Below are 15,075 nucleotides of genomic sequence, written 5' to 3'. Positions count from 1 at the left end.
ACCGAGGCACATTGACCAGAAGATTTAATGAAAATAAAAAAAACTCCTAACGTCTAAAAAGGACGAAGGAGTTTAAATTCGCGGTACCACCTTTAATTCCAGCAGAGGCGAGTTAAGCAGTAACTTTACACACATTTCATCAGGAAATAGCATGCACTACTTTGCTTAAGCCTTTTACTACTGGCTCTCAATTCGGTAACGGTGTTTAACCGGCTTTAACTACTGTTAGTTCACTAAAGCTGCTCGAGGGCTACATTCAATTAGGTACATATAGAAACTTTTCAGCTACCGTTTCCTCTCTGAAAATGTACTATTAATTTACTCTTCCCTGTCATAGCATCTATATTCGACTTTTTCACATTGTACCGCAGAATCGTACAATTTTTCAAGTGATTTAGTCATTTTTTAGGAAGCACTACAAAGTAAGTAGAGAAGGAAGTGAAAATTCAAATGCGACGACGTAAGTATAATCCTTGGCTTTTACCACCATGGCTACGACAAGTTCGTTTTTATTGTAGAACGATAATCATGCCAATTTGCGCTTTTCAATTTATACGTGTCATCATCATTCCAACATCCGGTGATTTCATCATCCTATTGCTCCTGCTACTTCTATGCTATTTACTTTTGAATGATATTATTTAAAACACGAACCTTTAGCGGCGTATAGTCTTCCGTTAAATCCCAAATCATTGATGGAACTTCATGCCATGAGCTAGACTCACGAACTACAATATGACTTGAGGATTCTCTCAACACGTTTTTTTGCTCAACTGATGTAGTTTTTTCTTTTTTGGCTGAAGCTACTATAGCTTCAGACTTTTCCTTTTGTGCTGAAAATGTTACAGCTTTTGATTTTTCTTCTTGTATCGAAGCAACTACAGCTGCAGGTTGTTTTACTTGCGCTGGTTCTTCTACAAGTGCAACCTTCTCTATTTGGGCTGAAGCATTTACAGCGATAGACTGTTCTTCTAAAACATGAGCTTTTTCAAATGTTTGCTCAGGCTCATTAAAAATACTTGTAACCGTCCATTCGAGCTGACACATTTGATTAGTCAGTGTAGGTCGAACATCCTTGACCATTAAATCTTCAATAGCAGAATCCCTAGGTAAATCCACATTTAAAGGAACTGCATACTCAAAATAACCAGTATCTCCTTGAATATCAAGTGCATCAATTTGTACTAATTCTTCATCATCCATGAAAGCTTGCATGTCTCGAAAATCAAAGCGAACATGTGCGGTGATGTGATAAATACCCATTAATCGTAGTGAATCTTCTAGCTGCATTGTCTGCCACCTCGGCTTAATTTGCACAGCTGCTATTTCTGTTGGGCAGCCATAACCAGGAAAACAGAAAGTTTCACTCATATTCCAAGTTTTGTGTTCGATAATAATCCCTCCCCTTGCATCATATGAAGCTTCGGAGATTAATATGCTATAAGATAGTAAATAAGGGTACTGATGATAAAGAAGGTGTTTCGACGCTCATTCCTTCTTGATAACTAATATAATAGCTTACAAAAGTTCACGTAGATTTTATTTTTGCATTAAAAATGGCATACTAGAAAATACTTCTAGCATGCCATTTTACTGTTGGTTTAACAGCTTTATTATACATTCACCAATTTAATTTTATTTGCTACACGATCTGTTAACATTTGTGTTGCTTTTGGTACGATTGGCTTAAAGATTGGATTTAAAACAGGACCAGCTAATCCTCCTGCCTTTACTTCTAAATAGCCTGTCATTTTTGTATGATCTGCATCAATACTTTCTGCAAGGAAATAACCGTTCCCTGAAAAGTTATCAGAAAGTCCTTTTAATTCGAAAGTTACTTTCGAAGGTGCTAACCATTCTAAAATAGTAATCTCTACTTCAACTGTTTTTTTCAGAACACCGACGTTACCTTTAAACGTCCATGTTGAATGTTTTTCATCAATCATTTCATGTGCATTATAACCTGGGACAAGCTTTGCCCATTTTTCCATATCACTGACGAAATCCCATACATTTTCAATTCCTACGGGTACTTCGACTATGTGTGTGCCTGTTGCCATATCAATTCACTACTTTCTTTTATGAATAGATATATTATAAACGATTTCGCCCACAATTTGGCTATGCTTAAAGTTTTAATTTTGACAAAAAAATTATTTCAGTAATAACGATTATCTTCCCATTCACAAAAATCGGAAAAGCTATTTAAGATAAATCCTTAGCTGTATTAAAGTGAGTCTTTGAGTTGTTGCTCTCTATTTACATTCTACTTTCACGTAGAGGAAGGTTTAAACTTCATCGTCTCGCCCTGCTGTAACAGTAAATCTTTCTTGTTAGTCATACCTGTTCATATTACCCAATATTTATAAATGTAGTATACTAGAATGAAATGTCCGATTATTCTGTCATTAAAACAACGCAGCAATTCATTTAAGAAAAATGTTTTAGCTTGTTCAACTATTGGGCAAAATTATGTAGTTTAATCCTCTATAAGTATTAAAAGGCGCAAGCTGAATAGAGATAAATGGAGGGAAATATAGTGAAAAAACAACGTTCAAACAAAATATTAATTTTATTCGAGTTGATTTTTTATGCAGTATTACCTTATGTTCTATGGAATCTTGGTAGAGAGCCTTTAGGTGATTATACAGCAATGCTGATTTCAACCATTCCTGGAATTGTTTATACCATTTACCGCTTTGTTTTAGATAAGCAATTTAACATTACAGGCTTATTAATTTTAAGCTCACTAGCACTAGGTACGACGGTTAATTTGCTATCAGGTTCAGCAGAGCAAATGATTTGGAATGGTGTATATCTAAGTCTCTTCTATACATTTCTTTATATTGTTACGCTAATGATTAAGCGTCCTCTTTCTTTATATTTTGCTGTTGATTTTGTATATTTGCAAGGTTATGCACGAATGGAGAGCCGAGCATTATTTTTTCAAAAAGGCATCTTTAAATGGTTTCAATTTATTCAGGTTATTTTCATCATAAGAGGACTTTTTATGGCAGGATTAACAGTATACCTACTCCAAAAATACGGAATTGATGGTTATGGTGGCATGTTGATATATAAGCAAATCGCAGGGTGGGCTTTCTCGATTTTACTTATAGGCATGTTCTTTTATATAAATGTCCCAGTAAGAAACTTTTTTGCTAAGCAACAAAATCAATTACAAGACAATAATAATCTAGCTCTCCAACAACCAAACGCAACTGTTGAATAAGCTTTATTTTCTTCTTCTCCTAACAGGGGCTTTCGTTTAATAAAAATAGGGCATCAACGAAGTAGTTATAGAAGGCTCTAACAAGCATTGAGTTGATTATATTGGGTTATTCCCTTTCTCTTGGTATTGCCTTAGATATTCCCGCAAATGTAAATGAGTTACGTCCTCAACATGGATTACACCCTATCAAGGCAATGTTCAATAAATAGATAGAGTATATACCTATAATTTTGCACGTTTACTTTAGATGTGTTGTTGAATCGTCTATCTGCAATAAAATCCTCATGTGCAAATTTTATAAGCATACAAAAAACCACTTCTTATCAAATGTTAGAATTGATAAGAAGTGGTTACTAATTTGTTAATTGATTGAGAATTATACTACTCCATAAAGGAACGTATTTTCGCTCTCTTTTTATCTTGCTAATTGCGCAAATACTTTATGGAAGGCTTCAACCGTTTTTGCGATATGCTCCTCCGTATGTGCAGTAGAAATGAATAATCCTTCAAATTGAGATGGCGGTAAGAAAATACCTTCCTCTGCCATTAGACGGAAATATTCAGCGAATAATTGTAAATCAGACGTTTTTGCTGAAGCAAAATCAATAACATTGTCATTCGTAAAGAAGAAACCGATCATGGAACCAGCACGATTAACAGTGTGTGGAATATTGTATTTCGTTGCTGCCTCTCGGAAACCAGCTTCTAATTGATCACCTAATTTTTTGAAGTATTCATACGTGCTTTTATCTAGGCGAGATAATGTTTCATAACCAGCAGTCATTGCTAATGGATTCCCTGACAATGTTCCAGCTTGATAGATTGGACCAGCTGGTGCTACTTGCTCCATAATGTCCTTTTTCCCTGCAAACGCGCCAACAGGAAGTCCACCGCCAATTACTTTTCCTAATGTTGTCATATCTGGTGTTACATCAAAATAACCTTGTGCACAGCCATAGTCAACACGGAAACCTGTCATCACTTCATCAAAAATCAACAGTGCTCCATATTCCTTTGTTAATTCACGTAAGCCTTGGAGGAAGCCTGGTTGTGGTGGTACAACACCCATATTTCCTGCCACTGGCTCAACAATTACTGCAGCAAGTTCAGAACCAAATTTTTCGAATACTAATTTTGCCCCTTCCAAATCATTGTACGCTACAGTTAATGTGTTACGTGCAATATCTGCTGGGACACCAGGGCTGTCAGGTAAGCCTAATGTAGCTACACCAGAGCCAGCCTTAATAAGCAAGGAATCTCCGTGACCATGATAAGAGCCCTCAAATTTTAATATTTTATCGCGCCCTGTAACACCACGAGCTACGCGTAAAGCAGACATCGTAGCCTCTGTCCCAGAAGACACGAAGCGAATCATTTCCATACCAGGCAGTCGATCTAACACTAATTTAGCTAATCGGTTTTCTGTATAACTTGGTGCTCCAAATGAAGATCCCTTCGCCGCCGTTTCTGCAATTGCTTTGACAACTTCTGGATGCGTATGACCTAAAATAAGAGGTCCCCATGATAATACATAATCAATATACTCATTGCCATCAATGTCTTTAATGATAGCACCATGACCAGACTCCATGAAAATCGGATCCATATTTACAGATTTGAACGCACGTACTGGGCTACTTACACCACCTGGCATTAAGTTAATCGCTTCAGCATATGCTTGTTTTGATTTTTCGTAAGAACGCACCATTTATTTCTCCTCCAACCAACGTGCTACATCTTTAGCATGATACGTAATGATTAAATCAGAGCCCGCACGTTTCATACCAAGTAATGTTTCAAGCACTACTTTTTTCTCTTCAATCCAGCCATTAATAGCTGCTGCTTTGACCATTGCATATTCACCAGAAACGTTGTATGCAACAATCGGTAATGTATAGTTATTTTTCACATCACGAATAATATCTAAATAGCTTAGAGCTGGCTTAACAATTAAGAAATCTGCACCTTCAGCAATATCCGACTCCGCTTCACGAAATGCCTCTATACGATTTGATGGATCCATTTGATATGATTTACGATCACCAAATTGCGGTGCACCATCAGCTGCATCACGGAATGGCCCGTAGTAGCTAGATGCATACTTTACGGCATATGACATTATCGGTACATTTTCAAAGCCTGCTTCGTCTAAGCCTGCACGAATTGCAGCTACAAAACCATCCATCATATTGGACGGAGCAATGATATCTGCACCAGCTTTTGCTTGTGATACAGCTGTACGTGCTAAAACATCTAGTGAAGAATCGTTTAAAATTTGATCACCTTCAATTAAGCCACAATGCCCATGATCCGTAAATTCACATAAGCATGTATCTGCAATCACTAAAAGCTCTGGATGGCGAGCTTTAATGAGTCGTGTTGCTTCTTGCACAATACCTTGATCATGGAATGCACCAGTTCCGACTGCATCTTTTTCTGCAGGTAAGCCAAACAAAATAACAGCAGGTATACCTAAAGCAACAACTTCATCAATCTCAGCTTCAAGTTTATCTAACGAAAATTGAAAAACGCCAGGCATAGAAGATACTTCGTTTTTAATATTTTCGCCTTCAATAACGAAAATTGGATAAATTAAGTCCTCTTTGTGTAAGTATGTTTCTTTTACCATTGATCGTATTGCAGCATTTGCACGCAAACGACGATGTCTTTGAAATTGTAATTTTGTCATTTTCTTTCTCCTACTTTCGTTATTTCCTCGATGACTGCTTGCATTGTATATACGCTCGGCATAACATCCACAATAGCACCGTGATTCAAAATAGCTGCTTCTGTAATATGACCGATTGCTGCTAGGCGTGCAGTCTCCCAACCAATTACCGAAGCTACATCCTTTGCGTAGACATCAACAGCGGAAGGGCTAGCAAAAATCACGGTGACGTCACTGTTCCTACGGATACAATCCATAATTACTAGTTTTTGATCGTGTCGCTCAATCGTTTCATAAACTGTCCATTCCTCCAATTTAAAGGGCAGCCCTTCCTTCAATGTCTGTTTCGCTTTTTCTCCACGAATAAATAGACAAGTAGAATTGCTACCTACTACGCTAGGGAATTCTTGGACAAATACATCTGCACTAAATATAGAAGGCATAAAACTCACATGGAAGCCTAGGTTTTCTAATGCTGAAGTAGTTTTAGAACCAATAGAAGCAATCTTCACTTGAAAATTCTCAGTACTCAAATTAAAGCGTTGCATTTTGCTAGCAAATGCATCTACAGCATTTTGACTCGTAAAAATGAGCCAATCAAATTGACGCGCAACCTCTAAACGCTCATCATCATTTCTATCGATAAGCTCACAAGTTTCAATCAACGGGGCAATTACTGCTTGGCCACCTAAAGCTGTGATGTCATCTATAATGGTTGTCGTCTTAGATGTACCTGTCAAAATAATTATTTTACCTTCTAAAGGCAAATTACTTTGCATCTTGCTCTGCCTTTACTCGTTGAATTAATTCAAAAGCACCTTGCTTCGTTAAAATCTCAGCAAGCTCTTTCCCAACTGCTGCCGCATCAGTGCCAACTACTGTTTCCTTGTAAACAACTGAGGCATCTGGTGCAGCAACAAGACCAGTTAGTGTAATTTCTTCCCCATTAGACTTCGCATATCCTGCAATAGGTACTTGACAGCCACCATCCATAGCCGCAAGGAAAGCACGTTCTGCATGTGCTTCTTGCCATGTAATACTATCTGTTAACTTGCCTAATTCCACTAATAGCTCCGTATCGTCTCCACGGCATTCAATACCTAGAGAGCCCTGTGCTACTGCTGGTAGACAATCCTCTACAGGTAAAAACTCAGTAACTACTTCATCGCTCCAACCAAGGCGTTTTAGTCCAGCCGCCGCTAAAATAATGGCATCGTATTCATCCGTTTCAAGTTTAGCTAAGCGTGTATCTACATTTCCACGAATCCATTTAATTTCTATATCTGGGCGGACTGTTAAAAGTTGAGCACTGCGACGAAGAGAACTTGTCCCAACTACTGCTCCTGCTGGAAGATCGGCAAATTTCACATGCCCTTTTGAAATAAATGCATCACGTGCATCTTCACGTGGTGGGATACAGCCAATTACTAATCCTTCTGGCAGTATAGCAGGCATGTCTTTCATAGAATGAACAGCAAAGTCAATTTCTTTGTCGTAAAGTGCTTGTTCAATTTCTTTTACGAAAAGTCCTTTACCACCTACCTTAGATAGCTGCACGTCTAAAATTTGATCGCCTTTCGTGACAATTTCTTTCACTTCAAACTCAAATGGTGCACCAGCTGCTTTTAACTCATTAATAAACCAATTTGTTTGCGTTAAAGCTAGCTTACTTCTTCTAGAACCTACAATAATTTTTCTCAACAGTCTCCAACCTCTCTTCTAATACCATAAATGGAATCGCGATAAACTACTTCCTAAAAAGAAGTTAACAACAACTAAAAGATAAGCGTATATATGTACCCACGCATAAGTTGTCCCTGTCAGCTTACTTTTACGATTCACATACAATATAAAGCAATACAAAATTAAAATAATAAAGGACCCAATAATCTTCGCATCAAAAACCGAAAGAGTATCTAGCGTTAGTAGTGCCCATTCAAACCCTAAAATTAAACTTATAAACAGCACTGGGATCCCAATGAAAAATGACACATTCATCCAGCTGCTTGTCTGTTGTAGTGATGGTAGCCTTGTCCATAAATGTGACCATTTTTTCTTTTTAAGCAAACGATATACGACTAAATACAATATCGCAAAAACAAAAGTTAACGTAAATGCTGCATACGATAACATCGCAAACGATATATGAATAAAAAGCATTTCCGAAATTAAAGTATCGCTAACTGCTCCTGTTGGTCGTTTCGGCATAAAAGTAAAAATACTAGCGAACAAAAACCCTAGTATATTAATAATGAACACCGGAAGATCAACTCGTGCAATACAGTGCAGAATAATAGATAATGTTACGAGCAGCCAGGAATAAAAGAGAATCCCTTCAGACAAGGATAAAATCGGAAAACGCTTCGTTTCCACAAAAGTTAATATAATAACGGCACCTTGAATTACCCATACGAATGAAACAAGCCAAAAAGCAATTCGCCTTGCACGTACTTGCTTATAAAAGTAATCAGTAAAGTAAAATACTAGACTGATCGCGTACAAGACGATTATCAATTCGTAGAGCCTTGTCATTGTCAAATCAGCCAATAGACATCCCTTCTTTATATTGAAAGTGCTAAAGTGGTGTACTTTAGCCTAGAAAAAAAAACGTTTTCGTATCCTTAGTTTACCATACAGATACGAAAACGCCTCATTTAGCTTTAACTTCTTTTAGCGGATGTTTGGACACCCGCTGAAAAGTAACTTTAACCTGCATTCATCTCACCACCTATAGAGGTGGGAGACTTCTGTAGCTCACGCTTTGCTTTCGCTACAAAAGAGATTTGCTGAAAGAAGTTAGAAAGAGTACTTTGGTTCAGTGGAAGATTGTGATGACTGTAATCGTTCATTGCGTTCAAGCTCTTGCTTTGTCATTGCAGCAATTTCAGCTTCCACAGCGTCCTCAATACCGAAAATTTGTTGGAATAAACGTAACTGTTCATTTGCTTTTGATGAATTTGCCATTTCCTTAGCTTGTAAAATTGGTTCTTTTAACAATTGATTAATAATAGACTTTGTATGCTTACTTAAAATTTTACGTTCTCGATCCGTTAAATCTGGCATTTTATTTTCAATACTAATCATTGTTTCTTCTTGAATATGACTCGCTTTTTTACGTAATGCTGAGATGACAGGGACAACACCAAGAGTGGCAACCCAATCTTTAAACTCTACAATCTCTTTACTAATCATTGAAGTAATATCAGCCGCAGCGTGTTCACGCTCAGCTAAGTTTGCTTCAACGATGCCTTGTAAATCATCTATATCATATAAGAAAACATTTGGTAAATCCCCAACATGTGGATCAATATCACGTGGAACTGCAATATCTACCATAAATAAAGGTTTACCTTTACGCAGACGTTCAACAAATTGCATCAATTCATAGTCAATTACATAATCTGTTGCACCTGTAGATGTAATTAAAATATCTGCTTCCAGTAACGAACATTGTAGTTCCTTCATAGATTTTGCTTCGCCGTGGAATTTAGCTGCTAGACTTTCTGCTTTTTCGAACGTACGGTTAATAACGGTTACTTTCCCTACACCGCTACCGTAAAGGTTCTCAATTGCAAGTTCTCCCATTTTTCCTGCACCTAAAATTGCCACATGTTTACGTTTTAAAGATCCGAATATTTTCTTTGCTAATTCAACTGCTGCATAAGAGACTGATACCGCGTTCTCACCGATAGCCGTTTCATTATGTGCACGCTTCGCAAATGTCACCGCTTGTTTAAATAGCTGATTGTATATCGTTCCTGTTGTTCCAATCTCTTGTCCATTTAAGAAGCTTTTCTTTACTTGTCCTAAAATTTGAGTTTCGCCAAGTACCATCGAATCAATTCCAGCTGTCACTTTAAATAGATGCTCGATGGCCTCATCTTCTTCCCGAATTGTTAAATACGAAGAAAATGACTCCACAGGCAGGTCGAACCAATCTGCTAAAAAATGTTTAACAAAATGACGTCCAGTATGCAATTGATCAACTACTGCATAAATTTCTGTACGGTTACATGTTGAAACAATCACATTTTCTAATATACTTTTTTGTTTTTGTAGCGCTTCCATTGCCTGTGGTAGTTCACTCTCTATGAATGATAACTTTTCACGAATCTCAACTGGCGCTGTTTTATAATTCAAGCCTACTACGATGGCATGCATGAATAACACCTCTCACGTTCTAATTCATAAATCTCATTATAGCACAGTTCGACAAGAGTTCATCTATTATTTGTGAACATGTCATGAAGAACTGTAATTCGTCATCTACATTAGAATTATTATAAATTAAGTGTACCAAATTATACGTCCTGTTTCAAATTTAATGTTTGACCGTAAATCTTTATAAAGAATCAAGGTGTATTGATTAACCATTTTTATATTTCCTCATTAATCGGAAGGTAATGATTTCCGCTACAGACTACCATATTTCGAAAAAGATAAAGTTTTGTTCATTTGTCTTTATCTCAAAGATATTAACCAGAACGGAAATCACCCCCACGTTAAGGTGATTAGCCAAAAAAAGCTGAACTAATCGTTTGGATTAGTTCAGCTAAAAGGAGTAGTACTTATCTCTTAATTTGTGATTGTCGCAGTTTTCAAAGCAATAATTTTACCATCTTTATCATATGCTACAAACTCAATTTCATCATTCACTTTGAAGTCCTGCATCGTTTGAACTGGTTTTGTTAGCATGTAGACATTATCACTACGCTTCGTCAATTCAAATTGTACATCACCATTTAGAGAAGAGAAACGTACATTTACCTTTGCAACATTTGCACAATTACCATCAATTCTAGCATTCATTGTAATATCGCCTTTGCGTAATGTGACAGTCGTTTCTTCAAATAAATCTTCAGGATTTACGCAACTTGAAGACGATGTTTTATATAAAATTGAATCAATAATTTTTTGGGATACTTGATGTAATTGTAAATTATCAATCGCGTGATAATAAGCGCCACCAGTTTCAGCAGCCAACTGCGTTAAAATTACATCATTCACTTGTGATTTTTTGCCCATACTCACTGTATAAACTTTAACGCCTTGCTTCTTGGCATCGTTCAGCACTTTTGTCATCTTCGATTTACTTGTCTTACCATCTGATACGACAATGATAGCTTTCGAAGTTTTCGTATCATTTGAGAATTTAGACAGTGCTAGTTCTACACCTGCAAAAATATCTGTAGCACCTTTCTCTTTCGATGCTTTATAAAGATCTTTTTTCAACACATTTTCTGTACTACCTTCTCCAAGTACAGTAGCTTTTGTATTTGTTTCAATAACAATATTGTTTTTAGCTTTGAGTTGATCGATGACGTCAATCATTTTCTTACCACGGTAATTTGACTGATCAATAGCTTTCATAGACGCAGAGTAATCAACTACGTATGCGACCTCCGTTGCTAAAGAAGAAGAATTTTTACTGAAGTAAGGATTAGTGAAGATTTCCTTAGTAAATGTTTTATCTTTTAAATCTTTCAATATAGTTGCATAACGAGGATCAATTTTATTCACTAATGTTGCTTCAACTTTAGATTTCCCATAAATAACTGAGTCGAAGTAAGCTACAGCTGTTCCTGGTCCCCCTGTTTTATCTAGATAATCCGAGGTATTTGTAACAAATGAAGCTGTTTTCTCAACACCGTTAAATTTAATTTTTACTGTTCCTTGATAGTCAGTAATAGGTTCTCCACCTGGTCTTACTAATGTAACCATTACTTTTGTATAACGATCTTTACCAGATGGTCTTGACGCCGCATCCGCACTTTCCTTTAATGCTTCCACTCGTTTTTTATAGGCTTCTACTTGACCGAGCAATTTACCACCTTGGTATTTTAATAATACTGTTCGATCATAATTACTCAAACTTGTTAAAATAGCATAGATTTTCATCACACTATCATAATGCTCTAGCGTCAGTTGTTTTTCCTCTGGCATATAGCTCATAAGTTGAATAATAGAACCAACTGGGTTAATGTTCTCAACCTGTGAGGCAATCGCATCATCAATTCCTTGAATACGATAAATTGGACGCCCATCCTCTGAAATCATATACATAATTTCTATCGTCTTTTTATCATTAACAGAATCTTTTAAGCGTTTTTGAATAATCGTTTCAAATAGCCAGACTGAAATATTGTAGTTTTCAAATTGTAAAATGGCATTTTTATAACCTAATGCAGGATATTTTTTATCACTACCACCATATTGTAAATAAACATTTTCAACTTTTCCTAAAGCATTCGTTACATTTGTTTGTTGTCCAATACTAAATAGCTTTTCTTCTGGATCAATCCAATGGACATTAATTATATTTTCTGTAAAGAACTCCGGTAATTTTTCAAACGGTACATATGGAGGCGTTACACTTCCATTATCATCAGTATTTGCCGGATCATACACTTGGTAATCAATGCGCATTTCTGGCTGAGGCGCATAACGTACTTGTGCATTTAGTTTTTCACCCTCAAGACATTTCATAGCAGGGTCTGTGTTGTTAATAAGCTCAAATGAAATTGTATCACGTACAGATTTTGTTAGTTTTGGTGCAATAACAATTGCAGATACAGTTGAGCCGTCTGATTGTACATTACGAACAGCTTCACCTGATGTGTCAACGATTTTTGCACCATATGATGAAGTTACACGGAATGTGTAAGACTTATCGTCAGGAATTGGATCTCCTTTACAAGTCTTTAAAGATACAGTAATTAGCGTTGAATCTTGGTCATTTGCAATTAAATCTGGTTTTTCAATATCGATACTTTGTAGTGCATTATTGACATACTTTGGTCCAGTAAAATCATTAGAATTGTCCTTCGGCTCTTCAAAGTCGGCGTTGTTTGAGCCCATGAAGCCTGGTGGTAAAGTGATTTTATCGTTATCACGGCCTGCTGCAGTACGTTTTAATCCTTGTACAGCAAAGTTGCCGCTTTGCACAGCACGATATAAAAATTCAGCAATATCTCCACGAGTTAGCTTTGTAGAAGGATTAAAATCGGCAAATGTCTTTTTACCAGTGCTTCCTGTTGAAATATCGTTTGTGTATAAATATTGAACTGCCTGAGGCTCATCTAAATCTAAGCCTTTAAAAGCAGCATATATACGTGCAAACTGTCCGCGTGTAACAGCTTTTGAACGATTGCCTGTAGTATAGGCGCCATTAAAAGGTAAATAAAAATCACTATAAAAATTATAAGCTACACTGTCGTTATATGTTAATGCATAGTTTCGATCAAGCTTTGCAAACATTACGACAAGCTCTCGCTCAGTGATCTGTTCACTAGGTAAAAAGTTATTAGCGCTATTCAATGAAAGTAAATCATTATCGACTGCCCATGAAATAGCTTTGTATTTACTATTATTTGTTGGTACATCATTAATTGTCGTAGCTGCCTGAGTAACCGCTGGAGTTGCTGTCACAAAGACTAGTACGAAACAAAGCAATGATAGAAATGCTTTTTTAGCATATGTCATTTGTTTCAGTCCTTTCTTTAATTAAAGAACAAGATATCGTCGCGATAGTTTTGTTTTAAGTCGTTTTCTAAATAATTTAAGAAACGTTCTAGTACTAAAGATGCTTGTGCTCGTGTTAACGGTTGGTTTGGATTAAAACGACCTGTTACAGGATCACCAGTCATTAAACCTAATTCATTTGCAATGTAAATACCGTCTTTAGCGTACGATGGGATTTGCGCATCATCCGTAAATTTTGTTACATAACCTGGGTCAGGTGCTTTGTTTTCAAGCCCTAATGCACGCACAAAAATCGTAGCAGCTTGGGCACGTGTAATTGGATTATCTGGTTTAAAATACTCTGGCGTCACACCTTTAATAATTCCCTTTTTAACCGCAGATTCAATATAGGCATAATCTTTTGAAGAAGGTTTCACATCTTTAAAGATACTTGTAGCCGTTGTTTTTTTCGATTTTTTTTCTTCCATAACGCGCAAGTCAACTGCCTTACCAATGGCCGTTGTAAAATCAATTCGCTTCATTGGTGTATTTGGCGAGAAGAAGTTACTTGCATCAGAGTAAATACCTAATGAGTATAATTTTTCAATAGCTCCCTTAGCGTAATGATTTGTTAAATCACGGAACTTAGGAATGATTAAACGTTCAATTGTTGGCATATATTCTTTGTCTAAGTCAACGGTACCTTTTTGTCCAGAGGATAAATCATACGCATATTCAGAAATTACATCCTTGTTACTGACAACTGCATAGCCTCCATCAAAGCTACCTAAACTCCCTAGATTTTCCTCGTAGTTTAGTACACGTGATTTACTTGTAGATAATCGATTTTTAACATGACTTGTCTTACCATCACTATAATTATATACAGATTCTGTAATTTGCGTTTCTGTTGCTCCCCAGAAGTTTTCATAGCCTGCATGTCGACTATCCGTATCAATCGTTACAGTATTTTTGACTGCATTTTTCCCAGTCCCAGTCTGATAAGCATATGTTTTTCTCGAAATCACATTCCCTGAGTAATAATCAGAGGCTGCACGATTGTCCGTTACTGTACCTTGAGAAAATTGGTAATCTACCAATGTGTATGTTATTTTCCCAACAACAATTTTCTCTGTATACTTTTTCACTACACCATTCGATGTTTTTTGACCAATCGAAGCATGATCTACAACATCAGATTCATATGCAATATTTCGTGTCAGTGTAGCACCATTACTTGCTGTAAGCTTTAAACTATGTGTTTCAGTTACCTTACCTTTAGATTCTTTTTGTGAAATTTTAATGTCTTTACTAGTGCCTTTAAATATAATAGGTGTTCCTGTAATAAAAACAGCTTCCTCATATGTATACTCATTTTTTACTGCACCTGTTGTTTCTAATGTAGCAGCTGATGCATTTACTGGGATCGTAACTCCAATAACTACAAAAGCAAGAACAACTAACATTAATTTAGATAAATGTTTTCGCATTCGTTTTTGTGTCCCTCTCTTTCATTCAAATGCATACTTCATATATGAAGTTGTCAAATTTGTTATTTAAATGGCTCATCACCATAACGTGTGGTTGATTTCCGTTCCGACTGGGCGCTTTGTTGCTGCCGCTTCGCTTTCGCACAGATAAAACATTTGCCGCTGACGCTTCGCTTTCGCGCAGAGCAGAGCTTCCTGGGGGCGTCCGATGAGCCGCTTCACTC

At 36.7% G+C, this 15,075-nt stretch carries 11 protein-coding genes and 1 other annotated feature; of the genes, 1 reads left to right on the top strand and 10 read right to left on the bottom strand.

Going from position 1 to position 15,075, the window contains the following annotated elements:
- Positions 1–55: 55 nt before the first annotated feature.
- Positions 56–344: a binding site (T-box leader), on the bottom strand.
- A gap of 277 nt (positions 345–621) precedes the next feature.
- Together ACVWXS_RS16430 and ACVWXS_RS16425 are read right to left on the bottom strand one after the other, a co-directional pair.
- Positions 622–1,371 carry a valyl-tRNA synthetase gene (locus ACVWXS_RS16430; RefSeq protein WP_456959125.1) on the bottom strand — a complete coding sequence of 250 codons (750 nt, stop codon included), beginning with the start codon at positions 1,369–1,371 and terminating at the stop codon, positions 622–624.
- Positions 1,372–1,613: 242 nt separating this feature from the next.
- A complete protein-coding gene (locus ACVWXS_RS16425) occupies positions 1,614–2,060 on the bottom strand; it encodes a CoxG family protein (RefSeq protein WP_374965770.1) in 447 nt (148 codons plus the stop codon).
- 479 nt (positions 2,061–2,539) lie between these two features.
- Between ACVWXS_RS16425 and ACVWXS_RS16420 the strand changes: the two genes are divergently transcribed.
- Positions 2,540–3,232 (top strand): VC0807 family protein, encoded by a 693-nt coding sequence (locus tag ACVWXS_RS16420; RefSeq protein WP_456959122.1) that lies wholly within the window; start codon positions 2,540–2,542, stop codon positions 3,230–3,232.
- A 415-nt stretch (positions 3,233–3,647) separates the two neighbouring features.
- On the opposite strand, the gene hemL is transcribed toward ACVWXS_RS16420, so the two are convergent.
- From hemL to ACVWXS_RS16380, 8 genes are all read right to left on the bottom strand, one after another.
- Positions 3,648–4,940: a glutamate-1-semialdehyde 2,1-aminomutase gene (gene hemL, locus ACVWXS_RS16415; RefSeq protein WP_368635772.1), complete on the bottom strand. Its 1,293-nt coding sequence runs from the start codon at positions 4,938–4,940 to the stop codon at positions 3,648–3,650.
- Entirely contained in the window at positions 4,941–5,921 is a 981-nt protein-coding gene (gene hemB, locus ACVWXS_RS16410; RefSeq protein WP_456959121.1) for a porphobilinogen synthase, read from the bottom strand.
- The gene (locus ACVWXS_RS16405) at positions 5,918–6,679 is read right to left on the bottom strand and encodes a uroporphyrinogen-III synthase (protein WP_456959120.1); all 762 of its coding nucleotides are present in this window, start codon (positions 6,677–6,679) and stop codon (positions 5,918–5,920) included. The genes hemB and ACVWXS_RS16405 overlap by 4 nt, the downstream gene beginning before the upstream one ends.
- Entirely contained in the window at positions 6,669–7,601 is a 933-nt protein-coding gene (hemC, locus tag ACVWXS_RS16400; RefSeq protein WP_368635769.1) for a hydroxymethylbilane synthase, read from the bottom strand. Before hemC ends, ACVWXS_RS16405 begins: the two co-directional genes overlap by 11 nt.
- Positions 7,602–7,619: 18 nt before the next feature.
- Positions 7,620–8,447, bottom strand: a complete 828-nt coding sequence (locus ACVWXS_RS16395) for a cytochrome C assembly family protein (RefSeq protein ID WP_368635768.1) — start codon at positions 8,445–8,447, stop codon at positions 7,620–7,622.
- A gap of 249 nt (positions 8,448–8,696) precedes the next feature.
- Positions 8,697–10,061: a glutamyl-tRNA reductase gene (hemA, locus tag ACVWXS_RS16390; RefSeq protein WP_456959119.1), complete on the bottom strand. Its 1,365-nt coding sequence runs from the start codon at positions 10,059–10,061 to the stop codon at positions 8,697–8,699.
- A 414-nt stretch (positions 10,062–10,475) separates the two neighbouring features.
- A complete protein-coding gene (locus tag ACVWXS_RS16385; RefSeq protein WP_456959117.1) occupies positions 10,476–13,382 on the bottom strand; it encodes a vWA domain-containing protein in 2,907 nt (968 codons plus the stop codon).
- 17 nt (positions 13,383–13,399) lie between these two features.
- On the bottom strand, positions 13,400–14,851 hold the full coding sequence (locus ACVWXS_RS16380) for an S-layer homology domain-containing protein (RefSeq protein ID WP_456959115.1): 1,452 nt from the start codon (positions 14,849–14,851) through the stop codon (positions 13,400–13,402).
- Between the last annotated feature and the right edge of the window lie 224 nt (positions 14,852–15,075).

The organism is Lysinibacillus sp. TE18511 (assembly GCF_054062295.1).
The sequence above is the reverse complement of the archived record's forward strand: the minus strand, read 5'-3'. Positions and strand labels throughout refer to the sequence as shown.

Coding starts and splice junctions, on each gene's coding strand:
- ACVWXS_RS16430 (WP_456959125.1), bottom strand. CDS start 1,371: ATGAGTGAAACTTTCTGTTTTCCTGGTTATGGCTGCCCAACAGAAATA.
- ACVWXS_RS16425 (WP_374965770.1), bottom strand. CDS start 2,060: ATGGCAACAGGCACACACATAGTCGAAGTACCCGTAGGAATTGAAAAT.
- hemL (WP_368635772.1), bottom strand. CDS start 4,940: ATGGTGCGTTCTTACGAAAAATCAAAACAAGCATATGCTGAAGCGATT.
- hemB (WP_456959121.1), bottom strand. CDS start 5,921: ATGACAAAATTACAATTTCAAAGACATCGTCGTTTGCGTGCAAATGCT.
- ACVWXS_RS16405 (WP_456959120.1), bottom strand. CDS start 6,679: ATGCAAAGTAATTTGCCTTTAGAAGGTAAAATAATTATTTTGACAGGT.
- hemA (WP_456959119.1), bottom strand. CDS start 10,061: ATGCATGCCATCGTAGTAGGCTTGAATTATAAAACAGCGCCAGTTGAG.
- ACVWXS_RS16385 (WP_456959117.1), bottom strand. CDS start 13,382: ATGACATATGCTAAAAAAGCATTTCTATCATTGCTTTGTTTCGTACTA.
- ACVWXS_RS16380 (WP_456959115.1), bottom strand. CDS start 14,851: ATGCGAAAACATTTATCTAAATTAATGTTAGTTGTTCTTGCTTTTGTA.